Below are 24,148 nucleotides of genomic sequence, written 5' to 3'. Positions count from 1 at the left end.
TTAAAAGGCGAGCAAAAGGCCGACTGCGTCGGTGAGGGTTCAGGGATGGCTGGGGGCCAGGCGTTTCAGCGCCGCGTCGAGCATGCTGCTCGACAGTGCAGGTTCGTCAACGGCGCGTGCCAGCAGCAGGGCGCCGACCATGGTCGCCAGGGTCACCAATGCGTGTTCATGCGCTGCGGGTTGCCCCCAATCAGGCGACTGGCGCGCAATCAGGTCCACCATCGCCTTGATGTGGCGGGTGGTCACCCGGCGCACCTCGGGAGCCTGGCGGGATGTCTCCGAGCCCAGGGCCGCCAGTGGGCAGCCGAGTTCCACCTGCTCGACGTGGGCCTTGGAGAGGTAGGCGTGCAGCATGGTCTCCAGGGTCTTGTCGGGCGGCGTGTGGGCCACGACGTCAGCCACGGCGGCGGCTGCCTGGGCACAGGCCAGCCCGGCCGCCTCCGCCAGCATGGCCTCGCGGGACGGGAAGTGGGCGTAGAAGGCGCCGTGGGTCAGGCCCGCCTCTTTCATGATGTCGGCGACACCCGTGCCGTCATAGCCACTGCGGCGGATGGCTCGTGCCGCGGCCGACACGATGCGTTCGTGCGAGGCCTCCTTGGCCGCGGCTCTGGCATTGCTTGCTGTATTTCGCATGACGCTCATCATACGTCATGCGATCCGGGGCTGCCGTGATTTTTCTGGCACTTGCCTCAGGCCGGGACCGTTCGCCGGCCCCGCAGCGCCACGCCGACCCCCATCAAGCCGGCCACCAGCATCGCCCAGCTGCCCGGCTCGGGCACCGAGGTGACGGTGAAGTTGTCGAAGCTCGCGTCCATGCCCTGGCCGAACAGGCGTTCCGACACCGGGACGGAGACGGCGAGATCCGGCCGGTCGGAGTGCTGGAAGGGGAAGGCGTCGAGCAGGCTGAAGAGGCCGTGGCCGATGGTCAGGTTGTGGATCTTGCCGCCCAGGGCCTCGCCTGGGCCATAGGACGGATAGACGCCGGACCAGTTGGCGCCCTGCTGGTCGAGCGGGATGCCGACGTTGTCGACCTGGGACACCAGTGCGCCGTCGAGAAAGTAGCTGACGCTGCCGGCATCGCTGTAGCTGATGGAAGCCGTGTGCGGCCCGGGGCCGATGTCGATCTGCTTGATGATCTGCGTGTACATCTTGTCGATGCCGACGTAGCCCGGATCGCCCGGCAACAGCGCCGGGTTGGTGACCGACGACGGCAGGCGCTCGATCAGCGTGAAGGCGGTCGAGCCTGAGATGAACCAGTCGAACAGCTGACCGGTGGAGAAGTCGATCATGTTCATGACCGCACCAGCCTGCTGGCCTTCGAGGGCCGTGGCCGAATAGGGCAGGCCGCTCTGGATGTAGCTGCCGCTGATGACGCGGCCCGCCGCCTGGGTGTTGTGGGCCGTGGCGCTGATGGTGGAGGAGAAGGTCAGCGAGCCGCCGGTGGGCACGGCGAAGGCCTGGCTGCTGGTGGCGATGTATTTGAGGTGGTCGTAGACGCTGAAGTCATAGCCCGTCTGGAAGACCGGGGCCTTGATGGCGAAGCTGCCGCCCGAGAAGTCGCGCGTGTCGCCGAGGGCCATTTCGCCCAGGCCATAGGGGTTGACCCATTTGGCGCCATAGCTGGCCAGGGAATAGCCGGGCGTGTCGAAGCTGTCGTAGACGACGGTACCCGCCGTAGCTGGCGTTGCGGCCAGCGCCAACCCCGCAGCCAACACCAAGGTCGTGCGCTGCATGGCCGCGCGGGTCCAGTGAGTCTGGCTTGAGTTCATGAGTGCCCCTTGAATGAAGCTGCGTTGCTTCGCGGCTGACGATCAGGCCATGGAGTGGCGATCGGTCCACAGGGTTTCCCAGGTCAAGGGCGGTTGCTCATCAAGATTGGGGATGCCAGGGCGATGATCCGATGGTGGATCGGGCGGCTGGGCGGCTGAAGACTTAACCGCAGCTCATACGTCATGACGGTTTGGTCATTCAATCAGTCGCCAAGTTGACTGCCACGCCCGCCGCTCTGGCGTTACGGTTGAGACTTCCTTGTTTGTCTCCTCCTCCCGCAAGGGTGGATTCAGCCCTTCGAACCGGTGCGCCGGTCGAAGGGCTTTTTCTTTGCCTGAGGGCCTTGCGTGCAAACCGCATAACTGTTCGCGTTTTGCTTCGTTTGCCGAAGAAGCCCTGAACCCTAGCCTTGCTCGGTTTTCGCATGAGAGCCGACATGAGCACCGTTGCTTTTGAAGAACCCGAAGTCCTGGCCCGCGCCCGCGAGGCTGCCCAGGCCGCTGTGCTGCCCTTCGCAGGCAGCGTCGCACCGCGCGATGCCTGGGCCCTGGTCCAGGCGGGCCGCGCCGTCCTCGTCGACGTGCGCAGCGCCGAGGAGCGCCATTTCGTCGGCCATGTGCCGGGCAGCCTGCACGTGGCCTGGGCCACCGGCACCTCGCTGAACCGCAACCCGCGTTTCGCCAAGGAGCTGGACGCCAAGGTGGGCGGCAAATCCGGCAACGAGCTGCCGGTGCTGCTGCTGTGCCGCAGCGGCAAGCGCTCGGCGCTGGCTGCTGAAGCCGCGGCCAAGGCCGGTCTCGCCAACGTCTTCAATGTGCAGGAAGGCTTCGAGGGCGACAGCGACGACCACCAGCAGCGCGGCCATTTCAATGGCTGGCGTTTCCACAGCCTGCCCTGGGTGCAGGACTGATGGATACGGTCGACGACCTTTCCGGCATCGTCTCGGCGCTGCGTGGCGCGCGCCGACGCTGGCGCGAAGAGCATCGGCGCTGGGACGCCGGTGGCCGCGAGCTGCCGTCGCGCGAGCTGCTGGCGGTCGTCGTGCAGCAACTGGCCGGCGCGCTGTTCCCGATGCGCCTGGGGCCGCCCGACCTGCAGCCCGAGGGCGAGGACTACTACGTCGGCCACACGCTGGGCGCGGCGCTCTCCAGGCTGCGCCAGCAGGTGGCGCTGGAGCTGGGCCACGACGCGCGGCTGCGCGGTACCGAGGTGCCGACCTTCAACGACGCCGCCGAGCGCGTGGCCCGCTTCGCCGCCCGCCTGCCCGTCGTGCGCGAACTGCTGGACAGCGACGTCATCGCCGCCTTCCAGGGCGATCCGGCAGCGCGCAGCGTCGACGAAGTGCTGCTTTGCTACCCGGGCCTGCATGCGCTGATCAGCCACCGCCTTGCGCACGAGTTGTACCGTCTCGGGCTGCCGCTGATTGCTCGCGTGATCGCCGAGCTCGCCCATGCGCAGACCGGCATCGACATCCACCCTGGCGCGCAGATCGGTGCGGGTTGTTTCATTGACCATGGCACCGGCGTCGTCATCGGCGAGACGGCCGTGCTGGGCCAGCGCGTGCGCATCTATCAGAACGTCACGCTGGGCGCCAAGAGCATCCCGACCGACGAGGCCGGCCATGCCCACAAGGGCCAGCCGCGCCACCCCATCGTCGAGGACGACGTCGTCATCTACGCCGGCGCCACCGTGCTCGGCCGCATCACCATCGGCCGCGGCTCGGTCATCGGCGGCAATGTCTGGCTGACGCGCAGCCTGCCGCCGCAAAGCCGCATTTCCCAGGCGGCCTCGCAAGCCGATCCGAACTCAGCCTTCCAGGCGCTGAGCGCCTGATTTCCTCACCCCCACCCACCGCCCCCAGGAGCCCTTTTCCCCATGGCTGACACCCCTCAACTCGCGCTCAGCGACACCGCCGCGCGGCAGCTTGCGAACGCGACAAAAACCGTCCCGCAGCTCTCCACCATCACGCCGCGCTGGCTGACGCATCTGCTGCAGTGGATTCCGGTCGAGGCCGGCATCTACCGCCTCAACAAGGTGGCCGACCCCGAGGCCGTCAAGGTCGCCTGCGCCAAGCGCGACGAGGCCGAGCTGCCCGTCACCTTCGCCGACTACGACGCCGCGCCGCGCGAGTACTTCCTGAACGCGGTGGCCACCGTGCTGGACGTGCACACCCGCGTGTCCGACCTCTACAGCAGCCCGCACGACCAGATCAAGGAGCAGCTGCGCATCGTCATCGAGACGATCAAGGAGCGCCAGGAGTCCGAGCTGATCAACAACCCCGACTACGGCCTGCTGGCCAATGTCGCGGACGAGCAGCGCCTGTCCACCCTCACCGGCGCGCCCACGCCGGACGACCTGGACGACCTGCTCGGCAAGGTCTGGAAGGAGCCCGCCTTCTTCCTGACCCACCCGCTGGGCATCGCCGCCTTCGGCCGCGAGTGCACCCGGCGCGGCGTGCCGCCGCCCACCATCAGCCTGTTCGGCAGCCAGTTCCTGACCTGGCGCGGCATCCCGCTGATCCCCAGCGACAAGGTGCCCGTCAACGACGGCAAAACCAGCATCATCCTGCTGCGCGTGGGCGACAAGCGCCAGGGCGTGGTGGGCTTGTATCAACCCGGCCTGCCGGGTGAGCAGGGGCCGGGCCTGTCGGTGCGCTTCATGGGCATCAACCGCAACGCGATCGCCTCCTACCTGATCAGCCTGTATTGCTCGCTGGCGGTGCACAGCGACGACGCGCTGGCCGTGCTCGAAGACGTGGAAGTGGGCAAGTACCATGAGTACCCTGACACCTACCGCTGACGTGGTCGAGAGCCCATTCGACGTCGCGGCGCTGGGCCGGTTGGCCAACGAGTTGTTCGGCAGCTTGAATGCCGGATCGCTGCCGTCGGCCCAGCCGGTGCAGTCGGCCGGTGGCTTGAACGTGCCCGCCAACCCGCTGCCGCCCGGCCTGCCTAGCGGCCCGCTGCCTCAGTCCACCACCACGCAGTTCGGCGGCTTCGGCGCAGCGGCGCCCGGCCTCAATCTCGCGCCCACAGGCCCCGATCACGTCGCCGCATTGCTGCGCCCGTCACCCGCCCGGGCACCCCACGCGCAAGCTGGCAATGGCGTGCCCGACGTGCTGCTGACCAGCGTGCCCGGCATTGACGGCCGCGCCGGCAGCCAGCTGCTGGGCGTACCTCAGCAGATCTCGCCGCCGCAACGCGAAGCCGTGCCCTCGGGCTACTACTTCGTCGAGCCTTCGAGCGTGTCTCAGCAGCCATCGCTCTACGTGCTGGACCTGCAGCCACGCCACCCCGGCGCCGCAGGCCATCACGCTGGCGAACTGCCGAACAAGCATGTGCTGCAAGGCCAGCGCCAGCCCTTCGACGTGAACGCCATCCGGCGGGATTTCCCCATCCTGTCGGAGCGCGTCAACGGCAAGCAACTGGTCTGGTTCGACAACGCCGCCACGACGCAGAAGCCCAAGGCCGTCATCGACCGGCTGAGCTACTTCTACGAGCACGAGAACAGCAACGTCCACCGCGCCGCCCACACGCTCGCGGCACGAGCGACGGACGCCTACGAAGGTGCTCGCAAGACGGTGGCCAGGTTCGTCAATGCCCGCTCGGCGGACGAAGTCATCTTCGTGCGCGGCGCCACCGAGGCCATCAACCTCGTGGCCAACACCTGGGGCGAGCAGAACGTCGGCGACGGCGACGAGATCGTCGTCTCCCATCTGGAGCACCACGCCAACATCGTGCCCTGGCAGCAGCTCGCCGCGCGCAAGGGCGCGCATCTGCGCGTGATCCCGGTGGACGACACCGGCCAGGTCATCCTGAGCGAGGCGCAGAAGCTCATTGGCAGCCCGCGAGCCAAGCTGCTCGCCGTCACGCAGGTCAGCAATGCCCTCGGTACGGTCGTGCCGGTGCAGGAGCTGGTCGGCATGGCGCAGCGCCAGGGCGTGACGACGCTGGTGGACGGTGCGCAGTCGGTCTCCCACCTCGCGGTGGACGTGCAGGCCATCGGTTGCGACTTCTTCATCTTCAGCGGCCACAAGATCTTCGGCCCCACCGGCATCGGTGCGGTCGTTGGCCGCAAGGAGGTGCTGGACGCTATCCCGCCCTGGCAGGGTGGCGGCAACATGATTGCCGACGTGACCTTCGAGCGCACCGTGTTCCAGCCGGCACCGGCGCGCTTCGAGGCTGGCACCGGCAATATCGCCGACGCGGCCGGCCTGGGCGCCGCGCTGGACTACGTCTCGCGCATCGGTCTGCACCACATCGCCCGCTACGAGCACGACCTGCTGGCTTACGCGACCGAGGCCATCCGCCCCATCCCGGGCGTGCGGCTCATCGGCACCGCGGCCGACAAGGCCAGCGTGTTGAGTTTCGTGCTGGCGGGCCATGAGACGTCAGCGGTGGGCAAGGCGCTGGCGGAGGAGGGCATCGCGGTGCGCTCCGGCCACCACTGCGCCCAACCCATCCTGCGCCGGTTTGGCGTGGAAGCGACCGTTCGGCCATCATTCGCCTTCTACAACACCTGCGACGAGATCGACCATTTCGTGTCGGTGGTGCGCCGGTTGGCGAGGGCTTGAATGATGAGTACGGACACGCTCACCCGAGTCGAGATCCGCCCGCTGCCAGGCAGCTTTGCCGCTGAGGTGGTGGGCCTGGATCTGAGCCAGCCGGTGGCTGACGAAGACTTCCGCCGCATCCACCGCGCCCACCTCGACCACCATGTGCTGGTCTTCCGCGACCAGCGCATCACGCCCGAGCAGCAGATAGCTTTCAGTCGTCGCTTCGGTGCGCTGGAAATCCATGTGCTGCACCAGTTCCACCTGCAGGGCCACCCGGAGATCCTCATCGTCTCCAACATCGTCGAGAACGACCAGCCGGTCGGCCTCGGCGATGCCGGTCACTTCTGGCACTCGGACCTGTCGTACAAGGAAACGCCCAGCCTCGGCTCCATGCTGCTGGCCCAGGAGCTGCCGGAAGAGGGCGGCGACACGTTGTTTGCCGACCAGCACGCGGCCTGGGTGGCGCTGCCGCCCGAGCTGAAGCAGCGCGTGCGCCACCTGAAGGCTGAGCACTCCTACCTCGCCAAGTACGAGGAGCTGCGCGAACGCAGCCCGTGGCGGCCCAAGCTCAGCGACGAGCAGGTCGCCCAGGTCAAGCCTGTCGTGCAGCCTGTCGTTCGCACCCATCCGGAGACGGGGCGCCTCGGCCTCTTCGTCAGCGAGCACTTCACGACCCGCATCGTCGATGTTTCCGAGGACGAGAGCCGCAATCTGCTGGCCGAGCTGTTTGCCTACGGCACGCGGCCCGAACTGCAGTACCGCCACCAATGGCTGCCCCACGACATGGTGTTCTGGGACAACCGCTCCGTCACCCACCTGGCCGCCGGCTGCCCACCGCAGATGCGCCGCCGCCTGCACCGCACCACCATCGAGGGCGACAAGCCGTTCTGATCATGCTTGGCGCACGCTGATCGCGGCCGAGTTCTTCTTCGGCGCATCATCGGGCAGCGGTGGCCTGGACTGGTACATCTTCCAGAGCCGCAACGAGCCGCTGACCGACCGCGTGTTCGCCGGCCTGGCCACCATCGTGCTGATCAGCTGGCTGGTCGAGCGCTTCGTCTTCGACACCGTCGAGCGGTTGACGGTGAGGCGTTGGGTCGTTGGGTCGTGCAGCGCTGAGTTTGTCAGCCGGCGCGTCTGCGCATGCGGAGCCCGAGTGCGAGCAGTCCCACCGTGAGCAACGCCCATGCACCGGGCTCCGGGATGGGTGCGTTGCCGATGCCCGCGCTGAACTCGAATGCGTAGCCCGGGCCGACGCCGCCGGCGAAGGTGAACACGGGGTCGATATAGGCGGTGGCAATGGCCCAGGGCCCCGACGAAGCGCCGGCGAAGGCGTCGGCAACCAGCGTCACGCGGTAGATATGGCTGGGCTTGAGCAACAGCGCGACGTCGTGGTCGAAGCTCTGGTTGAAGCTGCCCTGCAGCGCGCCAGTTTCGATGCCGTCGCTGAAGACCGGCTGTAGGCCGAGGCTCACGTCTTCCAGCAGCCATTGCGCCTTCATCGCAAAGCCGGCGAAGGGGTCGACATTGTTCGACGAGCCCAGCACCCGCCCGGCCACGGCGGCGTTCACGCCCACATCCGCATTCGGGTCCGCGCCCGGTGGGGCGATGACCTGCATCTGGTAGGTCAGTTGCGCGCTGGCCCGCCCGGTGAAGCCGGGGCCAACCCCGACCTCGGCGTACAACGATGGGCTGGGCAGGGGCGATGCGTCGAGCCGAACCTGGCCGCCCGGGCCGAGCAGCGGGAAGCTGCCGAAGCCGTCGACCTGAATGGCGGCTGGTGGTTCGAAGTTGAAGGACACCTTGCCGGCCACGGCGGCCGGCGCAAGGGTGTTGGCCTGAACGATGCCGGCCGCGGCCAGCAACAGGGCGCCCGACAGGGCCAGCGCGATTCGCGAGGTGGGCATGAGCGCCTCCAGGCTTGGCAATGACAAATGGCGAAGCGTAGGCCTGTGGGGGTGTGGGCGGCAGCCTCAGGTTCTAGGGGGCTCATGCAGGCCGGCGCCTGCCTTGCGTCCTGGAACTTCACACTGACCTCATACCGACCTCACCGAAGGTCTGCACAGTTCAGGTCATGGCAGCCCTGCGCGAGGCAGCTCAACACCCGAGAGGAATCAAGAGGATGACGACCGGAAAAGACGACGCACACTGGGTCGAGGTCGTCGACGGAGAGGGTCTTTACCCTGTCAAGATGCTCGGCCCCTATGCCACTTCACGCTTGGCAGACAAGGCGCATCGCGGCGTCATGCGCTTGCTGAATGTCAGGCGATACACGGTCGCGATCGTGTCGCAGCAGGATCTCGAAGGCCGCAAACAGAGCGATGAGATCACCTCATGAGCCTCTCGGCGAGCCATGGGGTCGCCGCCTCCACCGGCCCAATGCGCCGGTGAGGATCGGGAGATTGACTTCGTCTGGAGATCTTTACTGCGCGTTCACCTTCAGCCAGTTCAGATTCCACTCCTTGCCGATGGATTTCAGGCGCAGGGCGTGGCTGCCGGCTGTCATGGCGAAACTGGTGCTGGTTTTGGTGGCCCAGGTTTGCCAGCCACCGGTGTTGGGAACGGCCATGACATCGACAGCTTTGGCGCCATCAACCCAGACTTCAAAACCGGTGCTGCCATTGGCGCTCGCCAAGCGGTAGTCGATGGTGAAGTTGCCAGCGGCGGCCACGTTGATCTTGAATTCGATGTAGTCGTCGGGATCAAAGTAGCCGACGTCCTGGCCGCCGCCGGTGTCGGTGCAGGTCTCGGTCTGGACGCCGTTCATGCCCGTGAAGGCCTCAGCCTGCAGGGTCGCAGGTACCGGCACCGCGAGGTCGGCGGTGCTTGCGGCGTCGCTGTAATAGCTTTCGTTGGCCGCGGTCAGTGCAGTCACCACGTAGTAATAGGTCGTGCCAGTGGCCGCGGTGGCGTCCGTGTAGGTGGCGGTGGTGACTTTTTCGGCGAGCTTGGCGAAAGCGCCGCCGGCGCCGATCGCGCGATACACGTTGTAGCCTGTGACCTTGGCATCGGTACTTGCGTTCCAACTGAGCGCGTTGCTGTTATTGCCTTCGGTCAGCTTCAGGCTGCTGGGGCGCGCCGGCAACTGGAACACTTCCGGCGCGGTGCTGCTCACCATCCACTGGGCCAGGCCTGAGTGCACGTCATACGCCTGAGTGGCGTAGCTCTTGAACAGGGCTTCAATTTCAGCCACGGTGGCGGTGGTGAAATCCACCTTGCCATTCATGTCGATGACGTCCTTGCCCTGCACCGGCTCCTTGTCGAGCAGGTACATCTCGGCCCAGGTGTTGGCACTGCCGTTGTCCTTGAATACGCCGTTCAATGCATAGGTCTGGCCGCCTTCGAGCGTGATGGCCTGGTAGACGCCACCATTGATCTCACCGGTGACGCCGTCCGGGCGGGTCAGGCGCAGTAGGGCACCTTCACTGCCGGTCGGGCTCTTGCCCGCGGCCGATGCGTTGAAGTCCAGGTTCAACTTGCCGCTGATGGTCAGCTCGGTCCAGCCGGTGTTCGAGCCGAAGCCGCCGTTGGTGATGAGCTCGGCATTGGTGGCGGTGTTGGTGATGCTGATCTTGTCAAAGCTCACATCGGGATTGCTGCCTCCCGAAGCGCCGCTCTTGATGACGAAGTAATAGGTCTTGCGGCCGGTGCCGCCCACCTTGATGGTTGCTGCCTTCACCGCGCAGGCATTGCTGAAGCCGGAATCCCAGCCCGCGCAATCCCAGGTGCTGGCCTTGGCCACCAGGCCCACGCCGGTGTCGAAGTTGCTGTTGACGGCGTTGGTGACCATGCCCCAGGTGCCTTTGCCTGAGCCGCCCGCCGGGCTGACCAGCTTGTAGGCCCAGGAGGTGGACGCCCAGCCGTAGCTGGCATAGGTGTCGTAGGTGGCACGGCCGATCTGGCCGCCCAGGTCCAGGCCCGCACCCTGCCAGGGTTGAAACTCACCCACGAGCAGAGGGAGCTTCAGATCGCTGACCTGCTTGTTGTAGGCGCAGACACCGGCGGTGCCCGCCGACCCGCAGCGCAGCCAGTCGCGGTGGATCATGTAGGGCGAATCGCCAGGCCTGTCACCAAACAGGCCGGGGTAGGGGTGGATCTCGAAGGCGACGTTGGTGAAGCCCTTGGCTGTCGGGTTGCCATAGCCGTCGATGCTGCCGTAGTGGCTGGGCAGCAGCACGATGTGCTTGTCATCGATGGCGCGGATGGTTTTGTACAGCTCCTCGACGCGCGCCACCATGGCTTCGGCGGTGGAGCCCCAGGGCTCGTTGAGGGGGTCGTAGGCCGCAACCACAGGCTCGTCCTTGTACCTGGTCGCGATCTGCTGCCACAGCCACTTGATGCGCTCCTGCGCTTCGGCATCGGTCCAGTATTTGTTCTGGCCGGCGCAACCCGTGTGATCGTTGGGCGTTTGGCCGCCGGGAGCGCCGTGCAGGTCAAGGATCACGTAGATGCCGCGCTTCCTGGCCTCGGCGATGCTCCAGTCCAGATACTTCCAGGCATCCGCGCGCAGGGTCTTGGGCTTCTTCTCGTCTTCGATGACGCTCCACAGGATGGGCAGGCGGACGATGTTGAAGCCGAAGGCCTGCAGTTGGTCCCAGTCGCGCGTGGTGATCCAGCTGTCGCGGAAGAGCTTGATCAGGCGCTCCTTCTCGTCATAGCCAAAGCGCTCGGTCAGCTTGGCTTCGAGGGTGCATTGGTCGGTCACGCCATTGCCGCCCTGGCCCATCATCCAGAATTCCTGCACCAGCCAGTTGCCGAGGTTGGTGCCCTTGAGCAAGACCTGCTTGCCGCTGGCGTTGACCCACTGGGTGCCGTCGGTTTTCAGCAGGGTGAGGCCTTCGCTGGTGACAGGAGGTGTACTGGGTGATGGAACGGTTGCGTTGCTGCCGGAGCCTCCACCGCCGCCACAACCGGCCAGCAGCGCCGCGCCCATCACGCCGCCGAGTAAAGCGTCACGCGCGGAACTGCCCAGGCGCGAGGCGGCGCCTCCCACGAACCATCGTTTTGCCACGTCTTGTCTCCGTTTATAGATTGGAACCGGTTCCAATCAAGTATCCAAGACGGGCTGAGATCCTGTCAACAATGCGTGGGGGAGCGTCCTTGGGGGCTGGACACTTTCAGTATTTTCCCGGGTTGATGAATGGAATCGGTTCCATTATTTGCGAGGCGCAGAATGGCGCGGCCACATCTACCAATGTCCAGCACCATGGCCATCCGAGTTCTCTGCGCAGACGACTTGCCCTTGATGCGCCGCATGCTTGTTCTCTTCGGGCAAGCTTTTGACGACGTGTCGACCTACTCAAGGTGGCAACCGGAAGATGGTTATCTCAGCCAACTGCTGAGCAGCCAGACCTTCATCGCGATCTGCGCGCTGGATGGAGACGATGTGGTGGGCGGACTGGCAGGCTACGTGCTGCCCAAGTTCGAGCAGCAGCGCTCGGAGTTCTACATCTACGACCTGGCGGTGTCCGAGCACCATCGGCGGCAGGGCATCGCGACAGCCATGATCCGAGAGCTGCAGCGGCTCGAGGGTTCTACGTCATCTTCGTGCAGGCCGATCACGGCGATGATCCGGCGATTGCGCTTTACAGCAAGTTGGGCGTCCGGGAAGACGTCCTGCACTTCGACATCGAGCCTGCAGACCGAAAAAAAGAAAACCCGCCAGCGGCGGGTGGGTGACTGACAGCCGCGCGGGTTTCAGACAAGCCAGACGGCCGTCTGGGCTGCGGCTACCGCCGTTTCGGCCGGCGCGCTGCGATGCCCTTCGACGACGACGCGCGGCAGCTTGGCGACCACCGTCGCATCGGCACGCTTGCCGACCACAACCACGCGCTCCAGCTTCACGATCTCGGTCGCCGGCGTCGCGGTGTGGTTGGCCAGGCCCACGCCCATGGCGGCAGCGGCGGCCACAGAGGCGATGGCGATGACGAAGGTCTTGGCGGCGGTGTTCATGGTGGGCTCCGGTGGGGTTGGCTGTGTCAGTGATTGCAGTGTCTGCAACCGGGGCCCTTGCCGCGAGCGCCAGGCGATGGATCGCCGCCGGGAGCGGATGAACTGCGGATTTGTGGGACGGACGGGTCGGCTCGACCGGGCCTGAATCCTGTTGAAACACTCATGGCGGGAGCTGGCTCCTAACATGGCTCTTCCACTCACCCGGCACTGGAACACCCATGGAAACCCAGGAACTGCACCGCGGCCGGCTGGTCGATCACATCCAACTCGTCGTGCGCGACCTGGCCGCCAGCCAGCGTTTCTACGAGGCGGTCTTCAAGGTGCTGGAGATTCCCATCGGTGGCACCGGCGACAGCTTCTTCTGGGCGGATGAACTCTTCGTTTCGACCGCCGACAGCAAAGCCGCGCAAGGCGACCTGACCGGGCGCGTGCACCTGGCTTTCCAGGCCAAGGGCAAAGCCGCCGTCGATGCCTTCCACAAGGCCGCGTTGGCGGCTGGCGGCAAGGACAACGGTGCGCCGGGCGAGCGGCCCTATCACCCGGGCTACTACGCCGCCTTCGTCATCGACCCCGACGGCAACAACATCGAGGCGGTCTTCCATGGCGTGGCCCAGCGCAGCGCGGACTCGGTCAAGTTGACTTTCTAGCCGTTCCGGCTGCCGCCAAGCCCTGCCAGCGCCTCGGCGATCTCGCGTGTGCCGCCGGGCCGCACGACACGCGCGACCTCCCGCCCGTCCTGCAGCATCACCAGCGTCGGCCACAGCTTGATGCGGAACGAGCGGCCCAGTGGCCGCCCGGGGCCGTCCTCGATCTTCAGGTGGCGCAGCGGTGCGCCGGCATGTGCCGTCAGCGCGTCGCCGATGGTTCGCTGCGCGGCCTGGCAGATGCCGCACCAGTTGGCGCCGAATTCGAGCACGGTGCTGCCAGCCATGGCGTCGACCTCGGCGCGGGGTGGTTCGTCACTGGAATAGGGAGGGCTCATCGGGATCTCCTGCAGCCATGTCGACCAGCCACGGCAAACGCGATGCCTAGCTAGGTCAAGCCACGCAACTCCCGCAACGCGACCGACAGCATCGCCGCGTCCGGCGCCGGCACCGCGCGCAGCTCACCCAGCAACTGCTCCGCGCGTTCGATGGTGCGGCCGTTGCTGGCCTGCCAGGCCTCGACCAGGGCGTCGGGCGAATCGTGGTTGCCGCCGCCGGCCAGCACCGCGCCGGTGATGGAGCGCTGCAGGCCCCACAGATCGTCGAGCATGGCGCCCTTGGCGAGCATCTGCCAGTGCTGGTCGCCGGGCAGGGCGGTGATCTTGTCGCGCAGCCAGGGCATGCCCAGGCGGTTGGCTAGATCGAAGTAGATGGCCGCCACCAACTCGACCGGCCAGCGGGCGCTGCCGGCGATCTCGGCGATGTCCAGCGTCGCGTACAGCGTGCCGAAGGTGACCACGCGTTCGGCCAGTTCACGCGGCACGCCGCCCGCGACGTAGCTGGCCGCCGCGGCGTCGACGCGCGCACGCTCGTCGGCATCCAGCAGCTGCGGCAGGCGCGCGGCGAGCTTGGTGACGTTGGATGTGAAATGCTCGATGGTCGCGCCCATGTCGTCCACCAGCCGGTGGGAGCGCAGGAACCACTTGGTGCCGCGCTCAAGCTGGCGGCTGGTGTCGATCAGCATGCGCGACTGCAGCTCGTCGGCCACCTTGTTGTCCAGCGCCTCGATGCCCTGCCACAGGCTCACCATGCCGAAGATCTCGCGGCTCAGCAGGTAGGCGCGCACGATCTCGAAGGCGCGCGCGCCGGTGGTCTCCAGCAGGCGGTGCACGAAGGTGCTGCCGACCCGGTTGACCATGCTGTTGGTGACGTGCGTGGCGATGATCTCCCGCTTGAGCGGGTGGCGCTGCATATAGCTGCTGAACTTGTCCTGCAGCAGCGCCGGGAAGTAGCGCACCAGTGCCGTCGACACCCAGGGGTCGTCGGGCAGGGTGGAGCCGAGCAGCTCGTCGTAGAGCCAGATCTTGCTGTAGGCCAGCAGCACCGCCCGCTCCGGGCCGGTCAGGCCCTGGCCCTTGCCGCGCCGGTCGGCGATCTCCTCGTTGGACGGCAGGTATTCGATCGCGCGGTCCAGCCGCTCGCCCTTCTCCAGGTACTGCATGAAGCGCGCCTGCGCGTCCATCAGCTGCGGTGCCATGTGGCTGGTGACCGACAGCACCTGGGTCTGGAAGACGTTGTCGCGCAGCACCAGCGCCGCCACGTCGTCGGTCATCTGCGGCAGCAGCGTGTTGCGCTGCTTGTCGGTCAGCTCGCCCTCGCTGACGGCCAGGCCGAGCAGGATCTTGATGTTGACCTCGTGGTCGGAGGTGTCGACGCCGGCCGAGTTGTCAATGGCGTCTGTGTTGATGCGACCGCCGGCCAGCGCGTACTCGATGCGCCCGCGCTGCGTGCACCCGAGGTTCCCGCCCTCCGCAAACACCTTGCAGCGCAGCTCGCCGCCGTTGACGCGCAGTGCGTCGTTCGCGCGGTCGCCGACCTGGGCGTGGGTTTCGGTCGAGGCCTTCACATAGGTGCCGATGCCGCCGTTGTAGATGAGGTCGACCGGCGCTTTCAGGATGGCGTTGACCAGCTCGGTTGGCGTCATCGCGTCGGCCGTGATGCCCAGCGCCTGCTTCACCTCGGGCGTGATCGGAATGGACTTGGCGCTGCGCGCATGCACACCGCCGCCCGCCGAGATCAGGCTGGCGTTGTAGTCGGCCCAGGATGAGCGCGGCAGCTTGAACATGCGCTCGCGCTCGACAAACGAGCTTTCCGCATCGGGGGTCGGGTCCAGGAAGATGTGACGGTGGTCGAAGGCCGCCAGCAGGCGGATGTGGCGCGACAGCAGCATGCCGTTGCCAAACACGTCACCCGACATGTCGCCCACGCCGGCCACCGTGAAGCCGGTGGTCTGCGTGTCGACGCCCATCTCGCGGAAGTGCCGCTTGACGGACTCCCAGGCGCCGCGTGCGGTGATGCCCATGGCCTTGTGGTCGTAGCCGACCGAGCCGCCGGAAGCGAAGGCGTCCCCGAGCCAGAAGCCGTACTCCTTGCTGATGCCGTTGGCGTAGTCGGAGAAGGTCGCGGTGCCCTTGTCGGCGGCGACGACCAGATAGGGGTCGTCCTGGTCATAGCGGCGCACCTGCGGCGGCGGCACGATCTTGTCGCCCACGCGGTTGTCGGTGATGTCCAGCAGGCCGCGCAGGTAGTTCTGGTAGCAGGCCACGCCCTCCTTCATGAAGGCCTCGCGGTCGCTGGACGGCGGCGCCTTCTTCAGCACGAAGCCACCCTTGGACCCCACCGGCACGATGACGGTGTTCTTCACCATCTGCGCCTTCACCAGGCCCAGCACCTCGGTGCGGAAATCCTCCGGCCGGTCCGACCAGCGCAGGCCGCCGCGCGCCACCCGGCCGCCGCGCAAATGCACGCCTTCGAAGCGGGGCGAGTAGACAAAGATCTCGAACATCGGCTTCGGAGCGGGCAGGCCCGGCACCTTGGACGAATCGAACTTGAACGACAGGAAGCTGCGCCGCTGGCCTGCCGCATCGCGGCGCCAGAAGTTCGTGCGCGTCGTGGCGAGCATCAGCGCCAGGTATTGGCGCAGCACGCGATCCTCCGACAGGTTCTCGACCTGTTCCAGCGCGGCCGTGATGGCCTTGACCTGCTCCGCGGCCTGGGCTTCGGCATTGGCGCCACCGGCCGGGTCGAAGCGCAATTCGAAAAGACGGGCGAGCTGGGCGGCGATCGGCGCGTGCGCGGCCAGCGTGGCCTCGATGAAGGACTGCGACAGTGCAAAGCCGATCTGCCGCATGTACTTCGCATAGGCGCGCAGCACGACGATCTGTTCGGCCGTCAGGCGTGCCGCCACGACGAGGCGGTTGAAGTCGTCGTCCTCCACCTCGCCACGCAGCACGGCGGCGAAGGCGTTCTCGAACACCTGGTGCAGCGCGGCCACTTCGACCTCGGCGTCGGCGCTGCCCATCAGCCCGAAGTCGTGGATCCAGATCGGCGCCGAGTCCAGCGGCGCGATGCGATAGGGATGCTCGTCGAGCACCTTCATGCCCATGTGCTCCAGCATCGGCAGGCTGTTCGACAACGTCAGCGGCTCGCCGCGGCGCAACAGCTTGAAGCGCAGATGGCCGGGCGGCGCCTCGAGCGGGCGGTACAGGTTCATGCCCAGCGGTTCGGCATCAGTGAGCCGAGTCATCAGCTCGACGTCGGGCACCGCCGCGCGGGCCTCGAACTCTTCCCGGTACGAGGCGGGGAAGGCGCTGCCGAACTGGCGCAGCAACTGGATGCCGCGGGCCTCGCCGGTCGCCTCAACCAGCGCCGTCTTCAGGTCGTCGTCCCAGCGCCGCGCGGCCGAGGCCAGGCGCGCTTCCAGCTCACGCACATCGAAGGCGGGGATCTGGCCCGGCTGGGTGCGTATCGTCATCTGGATGCGCGCCAGCACCGATTCCGACAGGTGCACGTTGAACTCCGAGCCGCTGCCGTTGAAGGCCTGCAGCAGGATGGCCTGCCACTTCTGGCGCAACTCGGTCGTGTAGTGCTCGCGCGGCGCGTAGATCAGGCAGGACAGGAAGCGCTGGAAGGGGTCGCGCCGCACGAACAGGCGGAAGCGCTGGCGCTCGCCCAGGTGCAGGATCCCCACCGCCGTCTGCAGCAGGTCGTCGTTGCTGGTCTGGAACAGCTCGTCACGCGGATAGGTCTCGAGGATGTTGATCAGGGCCTTGCCGGCATGGCCGCCCGGCGTGAAGCCGGCGCGCGCGACCACGTCGGCCACCTTGCGCCGCAGCAGCGGGATGTCGGCCGGGTTGGCGCTGTAGGCAGTGGAGGTGAACAGGCCCAGGAAGCGGTCCTCGCCGACGACTGCGCCGTCGGGGCCGAAGCGCTTGACGGCCACGTAGTCCAGGTAGCCCGGCCGGTGCACGGTGGAGCGCGCAGTCGACTTCGTCACGACCAGCAGCTCGGGCCGGCGCACCTGGGCACGCACCTCGGCCGGCAGGGCGGCAAAGGCGGCCACCGCATCCAGCGAGGCCACGTCGTGCAGGATGCCCAGGCTCGAATCGGGTACGACGGTCAGCACGTCCTGCCCGTCGACACTGGCCAGGCCGTGGCGGCGGTAGCCCAGGAAGGTGAAATGGTTGTCGCCCAGCCAGCGCAGGAAGTCCAGGCCCTCGGCCAACTCGTCGGCCGGCAGCGGCGGCGCCTGCTGCTCCAGCTCATCGACGATGTCCTGCATGCGCTGGCGCATGGCGCGCCAGCCGGCCACGGCAGAGCGCACATCGTCGAGCACACGGCTCACGTCGGCCGCGAGGGCGTCCAGCCGGGCCGGCTCGGGAATGCGGTCGACCTCCACATGGATGAAGGATTCGCGCACACCGTCGGCCGCCATCCCCTGCAGCGTGCCGTCGCCGTCGCGGTTCACCGCCATCAGCGGATGGATGATCAGGTGCAGCGTCAACCCGTGGCGATTGACCTCCATCGTCACCGAGTCGACGAGGAAGGGCATGTCGTCGTTGACGATCTCGATGACGGTGTGGGTCGACTGCCAGCCGTGCTCGGCAATCGTCGGGTTGAACACCCGCACCCGCGCGCGGCCGACCTCGCGCTTGCGGGCAAAGCTCCAGTGCGACACCGCCGCGCCGTACAGGTCGGCCACCTGGCGCTCGGCCAGCTCCTGCGGGTCGACCTGGCCGAAGTAGCGCTGCACGAAATCCGCCAGCGTTTCGCGCTGGTCGGCGCTGGTCTTGGCGCGCACCAGCTTGACGACTTCGTCCATGCGCTCGGCCCGCGGGCCCGAGGGGGTTGTCTGCACCAGCATGCTTGTCTCCTGCCGCTTTGTTTGCATCAAGTCGCCGGGCATGTTCGCGCGCCAGCAGCGCCGTGCCAAGTGTTGACAAGCGGAGGTTACGCCTGCCTGGACACGCTTCCAGCGCATCTTGGGTCGTGGCACCATGCCAGCCACCCGCCACCCCCAGACCCAGGCATCGCATGCACCGTCGCGTCCTCCTGCTCTCGCTGCTCATCCCCTTGCTGGCGAACGCGCAGCCGGACCGCCTCGTGCCATCCAGCCCGGTGGACGCGGTGGCGCTGTACGTGATCCCCACCGACGGCATTCCCGAGCAGTTCGCGGCCGGCGTCGCCCGATCGCTGACCCAGGAAGCCGGTGTGTGGGTCAAGGCCTCGCTGCTGATGCCCTCGGGCGTGGCCGACCCCATCCCCGGCACCCAACAGTACGCGGTCGAGGACTATCTGGCCTTTGGTACAACGCTCGCGAAACGGCTGCAGGACGCCGGCCCGCGGACCTATTTCATCGTGGTCACGGACCGGGACATCAACTCGCGCGAGCGCAACTTCCGGTTCCAGTACTCGGCCCACAGCCCCATGGCCCGCACTTCGGTGCTGTCCCTGGCCCGACTGGGAGCCAGCAAGGACGGCAAGCCCGCGTCGGCGGAGCTCATCGGTCTGCGCCTGCAGAAGATGCTGATGCGCATCGTCGGCGAGATGAAGCTGGGCTGGACGCGGACCACCGACCCAACCGACCTGATGTATGCGCCGATCATGTCCATCGACGACATCGACCGGATGAGCCTCACGCACACGATGAAGGTGCGGGGAGTCGCCAAGTGAAGCCGACCGCGGCCTGTAGAACGGTGCTTGTGTCAGCATCGCCCGTCGACCCCTTGAATCCGCAGGAGCAATGACGATGGCCGGCCACCGTATCTTCAGCATGCCCTTTGCCAGGGTGTACCCGCTGTACATCCGCAAGGCCGAGGCCAAGGGCCGGACCAAGGATGAGGTCGACCGCATCATCCATTGGCTCACCGGCTATGACGCCGCAGGCTTGCAGCGGCAACTTGACCAGTCCACGGACTTCGAGACCTTCTTTGCCCAGGCGCCGGCACTGAATCCCAGCGTGGCCCTCATCAAGGGCGTGGTGTGCGGCATCCGGGTGGAAGAGATCGAAGACCCGCTGATGCAGAAGCTGCGCTACCTGGACAAGCTCATCGACGAACTCGCCAAGGGCAGGGCGATGGAGAAGATCCTGAGGCAGCCGTCGTGACGGGTGCAATCCGGCGGGGCGCTCGCAGGTCCGTTGACGCGTTCTCACACACAGCCTCGGCTGATAGCGGACCCGCCGCCTCATCGTTGGGGTAAAGGGCAAGAAGAACGCTGGCCAGGATGCCGGCCAAGAACGGCGGCGCAAACGAGTGCGAGCGAGTTATTCCCAACATTGCACGCACCCATCCGACCCAGAAGCACAGAGCGCCAATAAAACATTGAAAACGACGTTCACTTTTTCTTCACGGGCCTTCGCCGGTGGTGCCTTGATGTTCAGGAGATCAAGTGCAGCCGGTCCCCAACGACTGTCCACCTGTGATCCTTCTTCCTCAGGCGATAGACGTTGCTCGAAGCGCTGAGCGAGCCCTCGAAATAGCCGCCGCTCACCGTCACCTCCTGGCCTGACACCCATGTCACCGTATCAACGTGCAGTTCTAGTCCCAAAGCACCTGTTGCCCTATCAAAGACGCCGTGGCCGTTGATGTTGCAGGCCGAGGCATTCTTTACCGGCACGTGATGACCGGCAAAGCGCCGCAAGAAGGCATCGTCCGGATCCAATCGGGCAACCGTCAAGCAGTACACCTTCGCATCTGCTCGCTGGGCAGATGCGTTGTAGAGGAACTGATAGCGCAGCACCGCCTCGTATACGTTCAACTCTTCGGCTTCCCGTTCGTCGCCTTGAGGCGCGGGGCTCACGATGCTGATGCCGAGTCTGAAGACTAAGGCGGTGATCACCACCACAAAGCCCGCGATCGCAACTCGACCCAGCAGACTTCGCCGCGCTGGCTGCCAGCTCATGAAAAATCATTAGGCGAAGTCATGATGCTCCCTTGTCGTACATGCTGATTGTGGCGGCGCAATCCAAAGTTGCGTGCCCGCTCTTGGGCAGCGTGAGCCTCCCGGCGCATGATCGGTCGCGTTGCGGAGCGGCCGTCGCCTTCAGGCTGGAAGCGAATCTTGGTCAGGCCCCTCTAGCTCCAATTGGAGAATGGCTTCGACCTCTTCATCAGTTGGCTGCCAAGAGGCACCGCGCTCATCGAGCATGGCTGCCAGCCCAAGTAGTTGCAGTGGATCGTCCGCCTGCAACTGCCGTGTCGAGCTGTCCGCCCGATAGCCGTCACCTTCGCGCGACACGACGTAGCCCTTGCGGACTAGGACTGCTAGTGCTGGTGCAAGCGTATTGCTGGCGGCCGCGAGTTGAATTCGGTCACTCATATGAAGATGCTAATACCTCGCCCGCTTTCACTGCTAAGCCGCCCTCCACGGTTTCAATCACGGGCAAGGCCAAAGATGTCAGCGAATGCGGCGCCATGCGCTGCCTCCCCGCCGCCAATAGATACTTGGCCCAGCTTTGATGGGCAGTGAAGGCATGGGCAAGGTCAGGATGTGGGTGACGGCGGGTTGGTTGGCCGCAGCCAGTGCGCAGGCGCTGGCGCAGCCGGTCGCGTGCGGGCCGTACCGTGTCGCCTTGTATGAATATGGTTCACTGGCCTTTCGGCGTGCGGGGCTGAGCCCGGCGGGCATTGACGTCGATATCGTCGATGAAGTGGGCCGTCGGACCGGCTGTAAGTTCGAGACTTTCGTGGACGCCCGGGTCCGCACCTGGGCCGACCTGGCCCGTGGCAGCCTTGACATGACGGTGTCGGCCATCGAGACGGACGAGCGCAACGGGTTTGCGCGCTTCGTGATCTACATGAGCGGGCGCAACCGGCTGCTGGTTCGCGAAGGCCTGCCCTACCCGGTCCCTACGCTGGAGGCGTTCGCCGAGCACAGCGATCTGCGCCTGGCGGTCGTCAAGGGATTCAGACACGGCCCGCAGTGGGACCAGTGGATCGCCAAGCTGCGCCAGCAGGGGCGGGTGGACGAGTACGCCGACGCCAACATGGCGGCCAGGCTCGTCGCGCTGGGGCGTGACGCGGCCTTTCTGTCCGAACCTGTCGTGTGGGGGCGAATTCTTGCGGACAGCAAGCTGGAGGGCCGGGTCACGGTCATCGATGCCTTCCCGGACGACAACTACGCCGCGGGCTTCGCGCTTTCCAAGGCCAGGGTCCGCGAAAGCGACGCCCGCAAGATCCAGGATGCCGTCGCGGCCATGCGGGCGGACGGCACCCTCTACAGGATCTTCAGCGCTTACCTGACCCGTGCCGAGGCGCTGAGTTCCCTGCCCTGAACCGGTCGGTCCATTGAAGAAGGCGATGGCGGGCGCCACCGGCCTTTACATCTTCAGTTGGCCGCGAAGCAGTAGAGCAGGCCCGCGCCACCCGTCGCTACCAGCTTGGGCTGGCTGCAGCCGCGGCTGGCGTGGGCGGAGTTCCAGGAGGCATTGCCGCCGCCGGTGCGATCGAAATGGCCGAGCTGCACCGAGCCATCCTCGGCGCCCGACGAGTAGTTGCGGCAGGTCTTGTCGGCACCCTCGGGGAAGGCACGGCCTTCGGGCGTGGAGCCGGTGACGATGTCGTGCTCGTTGGGCGTGTCGCCAGCGGCTTTGGGACGCTCGCCCTTTTCGGTGAGTGCCGTGTTGCGGGTCAGGTTGCTGCCGAGTTGGGCCTGCTCCAGCGTGTCGCCGTGCAGGTGGCCGACGTCGCGGGCGATGACCTGGCCGCGCACATTGGTCCATGGGCCCTTGCCGATGCGGTCGCGGGCGTTGACAGCGCCGGCGCCTTGCGTGCTGAGGTAGGCGCGCCAGGTCTTGTAGGGGTTGCCCACGGACTCGGCGAGCTTCTGGCAATGGGCATCGGCGCCTTGGAGGCCGCCGTAGTTGGCGCCGTTGCCGCCGCCGGTGCTGGTGACGAAGAAGGTGAAGGGTGGCGGCGGCGGCGCGCTGGCGGCCGCTGCAGGCGGGGTCTGGGCCTGGACGCCGACAGCGGCGAGCAGGGCGGCGGAGCAAAGTAGAGCCTTCATCAGTTGCTGTTCCTGTAGTCGTCGTGGCAGGCCTTGCAGGTCTTCTGCAGCGCGGCGAGCTGGGCCTTGATGGCGGCCACGTCGCCGCCCTGGGCGACGCGCGCGAGCTCATTGGCTTCCTTGCCGAAGGCGGCCTGGGCGGCGGCGGCACCGGCGGCGTCGCTGAAGAGCGTCGGCTTGACGCTGGTGTCATGCCAGCCCTTGCCGGTTTCGGTGGAAGCCGGGAACAGCGAGGGCAGGCCGCCGTTGGCAACCGCGGCAATCGTGTTGGCTGCGCGGATGACGTCGTCCTTGTTGTACGTGCCGTCGACGTTGGCCTTGACGCGGCCGGTGTTCCAGCCGATGACCTGGTAGGCCGACTGGCGCCACTTGATGAGCTGCTCGGGCTTGGGGGCCTGCTGGGCCTGGGCGGTGTTGGCGAGCAGTGCGGCTGTGATGATGAGGAGTCGTTTCATCGTTGTGGTGGGTGGTTGGGGAAGGGATCAGCGGCCGGCCAGGCGTTCGACCTCGGCAAGCGCGGCGGCCACGTTGGCCGCGGGCGCCAGGCCGCCGACGGTGGCGACGACGCGGCCGTCACGGCCGATGACGAAGCTGGTGCGCTCGGCGCGGGCGTGGGTGATGTCCTGGCCCTTGGTCGTCTTGCGGCCGGCCGGTGTGGCGGTGGTGGCGATGTCGAAGGCGCGGGCGATGTGGCCATCGGCGTCCGAGGCGACGGCGAGCTTGCCGGCGCAGGTCTCGGGGTCGGCGGAGAACTCGCGCAGGCGGGCTATGCCGTCGCCGGATACGCCGATGACGGTGGCGCCGGCGGCCGTGAAGCGGGCCAGGTTCTCGGCGAACTCGTGCGCCTGCAGGTTGCAGCCGCCGGTGAAGGCGGCCGGGTAGAAATAGACGACGACGGGGCCTTTTGCGAGGGCTTCCTTGAGTTGCAGGTCGACGGTCTTGCCGGCCAGGGCTGCGGTGGCCTGGAAGTCGGGCGCTGCGTCACCGGGCTTCAACGCGGCGTGGGCGCTGGCGGCGAGCGCCAGCAGGGAAAGGGCGAGGGTCTTTTTCATGGCAGGGGCTTGTAGGGGTCGTGGCAGTCGTTGCAGGCGAGGGCGATGGCGCGCGCGGCGCCCTTGGCGCTGGCGACATCCCCAGCGGACAGCGCCGTGGTGATGGCGGCGGCCTGGCGCTCGCCTTCGCGCGAGAAGCCGACCGCATCGGCGGCCGGGTAGTCCTTCTCGAAGAAGGCCGTCATGTCGGCATAGAGCTTCTGCAGGGCCTGGGCATCGACCGCGGCCTCGTCGTGGCGGCCGGCGCCGAGGGCCTTCTGCACGCTGACCGACTTGTGGTCGATGGAGCGCATCCAGATGCCGAGGTCCAGCTTGGAAGCGGCGTGGCAGAGCGGCGCGACGAGTAGGGCGATGGAGATGAGGAAGGGAGCTTGCTTCTTCATTTCTTGGTCTTGTAGACCTCGTGGCAGGCCTTGCAGCTGCGCGTCAGGTCACTGAGTGCGTCTTGCGCGGCGTCGTAGTTGCCGGCCTCGACGGCGGCGGCAATGGCCTGCGCGTGGTCCTGCGACTGGCGCGCGAAGTCGACGCCGCGGGCGGCATCGGGCTGAGCCGTGTAGTGGGCGCCGACCTGCTGGAAGAAGCGCGCGAGTTCACGCGCCTCGTCCAGGGCCTTGCGGTTCTGCAGGCTGACGTTGGAGTCGAGATCGCGCAGCGTGTCTTCGGCGCTGCGCATCTCGTCGGCACTGAGCTCGGCCTGGGCGGCGAGGACGGTGGTGGCGATCAGCAGGGGGATGAGGGCGGTTAGCGCCGGGTACGTTTTCATTTGTTGGATGTCTTTGCAGAGGTCCTTATGACTCGTGTGCAGTGCCGCGGGAATCCGCCCCGCGAGG

General features: G+C 66.7%; 24 protein-coding genes and 2 pseudogenes. 12 read left to right on the top strand and 14 right to left on the bottom strand.

Annotated elements, in window-relative coordinates; all coding sequences use genetic code 11:
* Positions 1-39: 39 nt before the first annotated feature.
* Together ACXJKM_RS08480 and ACXJKM_RS08475 are read right to left on the bottom strand one after the other, a co-directional pair.
* Entirely contained in the window at positions 40-645 is a 606-nt protein-coding gene (locus tag ACXJKM_RS08480; protein WP_457351604.1) for a TetR/AcrR family transcriptional regulator, read from the bottom strand.
* 44 nt (positions 646-689) lie between these two features.
* On the bottom strand, positions 690-1,769 hold the full coding sequence (locus tag ACXJKM_RS08475) for a DUF6081 family protein (RefSeq protein ID WP_457351602.1): 1,080 nt from the start codon (positions 1,767-1,769) through the stop codon (positions 690-692).
* A 437-nt stretch (positions 1,770-2,206) separates the two neighbouring features.
* On the opposite strand from ACXJKM_RS08475, the gene ACXJKM_RS08470 reads away from it, so the two are divergent.
* The 6 genes and pseudogenes from ACXJKM_RS08470 to ACXJKM_RS08445 form a co-directional block, all read left to right on the top strand.
* Complete coding sequence (locus ACXJKM_RS08470; protein WP_457323350.1) at positions 2,207-2,680, top strand: rhodanese-like domain-containing protein; 474 nt, start codon at positions 2,207-2,209, stop codon at positions 2,678-2,680.
* Positions 2,680-3,603 (top strand): serine O-acetyltransferase EpsC, encoded by a 924-nt coding sequence (epsC, locus tag ACXJKM_RS08465; RefSeq protein WP_457351600.1) that lies wholly within the window; start codon positions 2,680-2,682, stop codon positions 3,601-3,603. The genes ACXJKM_RS08470 and epsC overlap by 1 nt, the downstream gene beginning before the upstream one ends.
* A 42-nt stretch (positions 3,604-3,645) precedes the next feature.
* Positions 3,646-4,569 carry a family 2A encapsulin nanocompartment shell protein gene (locus tag ACXJKM_RS08460; RefSeq protein ID WP_056193959.1) on the top strand — a complete coding sequence of 308 codons (924 nt, stop codon included), beginning with the start codon at positions 3,646-3,648 and terminating at the stop codon, positions 4,567-4,569.
* Entirely contained in the window at positions 4,544-6,343 is a 1,800-nt protein-coding gene (locus ACXJKM_RS08455) for a family 2A encapsulin nanocompartment cargo protein cysteine desulfurase (protein WP_457351598.1), read from the top strand. The genes ACXJKM_RS08460 and ACXJKM_RS08455 overlap by 26 nt, the downstream gene beginning before the upstream one ends.
* On the top strand, positions 6,344-7,216 hold the full coding sequence (locus tag ACXJKM_RS08450) for a TauD/TfdA dioxygenase family protein (protein WP_457351596.1): 873 nt from the start codon (positions 6,344-6,346) through the stop codon (positions 7,214-7,216). It abuts the gene before it with no gap.
* A gap of 4 nt (positions 7,217-7,220) precedes the next feature.
* Positions 7,221-7,421, top strand: a pseudogene (locus tag ACXJKM_RS08445) (ABC transporter permease); the annotation flags it as partial.
* Positions 7,422-7,449: 28 nt separating this feature from the next.
* On the opposite strand, the gene ACXJKM_RS08440 reads toward ACXJKM_RS08445, so the two are convergent.
* A complete protein-coding gene (locus ACXJKM_RS08440) occupies positions 7,450-8,232 on the bottom strand; it encodes a PEP-CTERM sorting domain-containing protein (protein ID WP_457351594.1) in 783 nt (260 codons plus the stop codon).
* 167 nt (positions 8,233-8,399) lie between these two features.
* Here ACXJKM_RS08440 and ACXJKM_RS08435 point away from each other — a divergent pair, with 167 nt between their 5' ends.
* Positions 8,400-8,663 (top strand): hypothetical protein, encoded by a 264-nt coding sequence (locus tag ACXJKM_RS08435; protein WP_457351592.1) that lies wholly within the window; start codon positions 8,400-8,402, stop codon positions 8,661-8,663.
* 84 nt (positions 8,664-8,747) lie between these two features.
* Here ACXJKM_RS08435 and ACXJKM_RS08430 read toward each other — a convergent pair whose 3' ends face one another.
* Positions 8,748-11,336 (bottom strand): cellulase family glycosylhydrolase, encoded by a 2,589-nt coding sequence (locus ACXJKM_RS08430; protein WP_457351590.1) that lies wholly within the window; start codon positions 11,334-11,336, stop codon positions 8,748-8,750.
* A gap of 195 nt (positions 11,337-11,531) precedes the next feature.
* Here ACXJKM_RS08430 and ACXJKM_RS08425 point away from each other — a divergent pair.
* A pseudogene (locus tag ACXJKM_RS08425) lies at positions 11,532-12,004 on the top strand (AAC(3)-I family aminoglycoside N-acetyltransferase).
* A gap of 18 nt (positions 12,005-12,022) precedes the next feature.
* Here the strand turns inward: ACXJKM_RS08425 and ACXJKM_RS08420 are convergent.
* A complete protein-coding gene (locus ACXJKM_RS08420) occupies positions 12,023-12,277 on the bottom strand; it encodes a hypothetical protein (RefSeq protein ID WP_457351588.1) in 255 nt (84 codons plus the stop codon).
* Positions 12,278-12,495: 218 nt separating this feature from the next.
* Here ACXJKM_RS08420 and ACXJKM_RS08415 point away from each other — a divergent pair, with 218 nt between their 5' ends.
* Positions 12,496-12,924, top strand: a complete 429-nt coding sequence (locus ACXJKM_RS08415; protein WP_457351586.1) for a VOC family protein — start codon at positions 12,496-12,498, stop codon at positions 12,922-12,924.
* On the opposite strand, the gene ACXJKM_RS08410 is transcribed toward ACXJKM_RS08415, so the two are convergent.
* Positions 12,921-13,259, bottom strand: a complete 339-nt coding sequence (locus tag ACXJKM_RS08410; protein ID WP_056193102.1) for a thioredoxin family protein — start codon at positions 13,257-13,259, stop codon at positions 12,921-12,923. The genes ACXJKM_RS08415 and ACXJKM_RS08410 overlap by 4 nt on opposite strands.
* A 50-nt stretch (positions 13,260-13,309) precedes the next feature.
* Positions 13,310-18,124 (bottom strand): NAD-glutamate dehydrogenase, encoded by a 4,815-nt coding sequence (locus ACXJKM_RS08405; RefSeq protein ID WP_457351584.1) that lies wholly within the window; start codon positions 18,122-18,124, stop codon positions 13,310-13,312.
* Positions 18,125-18,294: 170 nt separating this feature from the next.
* On the opposite strand from ACXJKM_RS08405, the gene ACXJKM_RS08400 reads away from it, so the two are divergent.
* Positions 18,295-18,933 (top strand): zinc metalloprotease, encoded by a 639-nt coding sequence (locus ACXJKM_RS08400; RefSeq protein WP_056193099.1) that lies wholly within the window; start codon positions 18,295-18,297, stop codon positions 18,931-18,933.
* Between the two features lie 76 nt (positions 18,934-19,009).
* Complete coding sequence (locus ACXJKM_RS08395; RefSeq protein ID WP_457351582.1) at positions 19,010-19,366, top strand: DUF2200 domain-containing protein; 357 nt, start codon at positions 19,010-19,012, stop codon at positions 19,364-19,366.
* Positions 19,367-19,638: 272 nt separating this feature from the next.
* Here the strand turns inward: ACXJKM_RS08395 and ACXJKM_RS08390 are convergent, their stop codons facing one another.
* Together ACXJKM_RS08390 and ACXJKM_RS08385 are read right to left on the bottom strand one after the other, a co-directional pair.
* The gene (locus ACXJKM_RS08390) at positions 19,639-20,163 is read right to left on the bottom strand and encodes a hypothetical protein (protein ID WP_457351580.1); all 525 of its coding nucleotides are present in this window, start codon (positions 20,161-20,163) and stop codon (positions 19,639-19,641) included.
* Positions 20,164-20,304: 141 nt separating this feature from the next.
* Complete coding sequence (locus tag ACXJKM_RS08385) at positions 20,305-20,580, bottom strand: hypothetical protein (RefSeq protein WP_457351578.1); 276 nt, start codon at positions 20,578-20,580, stop codon at positions 20,305-20,307.
* A gap of 154 nt (positions 20,581-20,734) precedes the next feature.
* On the opposite strand from ACXJKM_RS08385, the gene ACXJKM_RS08380 reads away from it, so the two are divergent.
* Positions 20,735-21,535 (top strand): substrate-binding periplasmic protein, encoded by an 801-nt coding sequence (locus ACXJKM_RS08380; RefSeq protein WP_457351576.1) that lies wholly within the window; start codon positions 20,735-20,737, stop codon positions 21,533-21,535.
* Between the two features lie 53 nt (positions 21,536-21,588).
* On the opposite strand, the gene ACXJKM_RS08375 is transcribed toward ACXJKM_RS08380, so the two are convergent.
* From ACXJKM_RS08375 to ACXJKM_RS08355, 5 genes are read right to left on the bottom strand one after another with little or no spacing between them, the layout of a single operon-like run.
* Positions 21,589-22,266, bottom strand: a complete 678-nt coding sequence (locus ACXJKM_RS08375) for a lectin (RefSeq protein WP_457351574.1) — start codon at positions 22,264-22,266, stop codon at positions 21,589-21,591.
* Positions 22,266-22,721: a c-type cytochrome gene (locus ACXJKM_RS08370; RefSeq protein ID WP_457351572.1), complete on the bottom strand. Its 456-nt coding sequence runs from the start codon at positions 22,719-22,721 to the stop codon at positions 22,266-22,268. Before ACXJKM_RS08370 ends, ACXJKM_RS08375 begins: the two co-directional genes overlap by 1 nt.
* A gap of 27 nt (positions 22,722-22,748) precedes the next feature.
* Positions 22,749-23,318 (bottom strand): peroxiredoxin, encoded by a 570-nt coding sequence (locus ACXJKM_RS08365; RefSeq protein ID WP_457351570.1) that lies wholly within the window; start codon positions 23,316-23,318, stop codon positions 22,749-22,751.
* On the bottom strand, positions 23,315-23,701 hold the full coding sequence (locus ACXJKM_RS08360) for a hypothetical protein (protein WP_457326460.1): 387 nt from the start codon (positions 23,699-23,701) through the stop codon (positions 23,315-23,317). The genes ACXJKM_RS08365 and ACXJKM_RS08360 overlap by 4 nt, the downstream gene beginning before the upstream one ends.
* Complete coding sequence (locus tag ACXJKM_RS08355; protein WP_457351568.1) at positions 23,698-24,081, bottom strand: hypothetical protein; 384 nt, start codon at positions 24,079-24,081, stop codon at positions 23,698-23,700. The genes ACXJKM_RS08360 and ACXJKM_RS08355 overlap by 4 nt, the downstream gene beginning before the upstream one ends.
* Positions 24,082-24,148: the final 67 nt, after the last annotated feature.

This window comes from Roseateles sp. P5_D6, from assembly GCF_054049415.1.
Note: the sequence above shows the minus strand (reverse complement) of the source record. Positions and strands in the feature narration are given on the sequence as shown.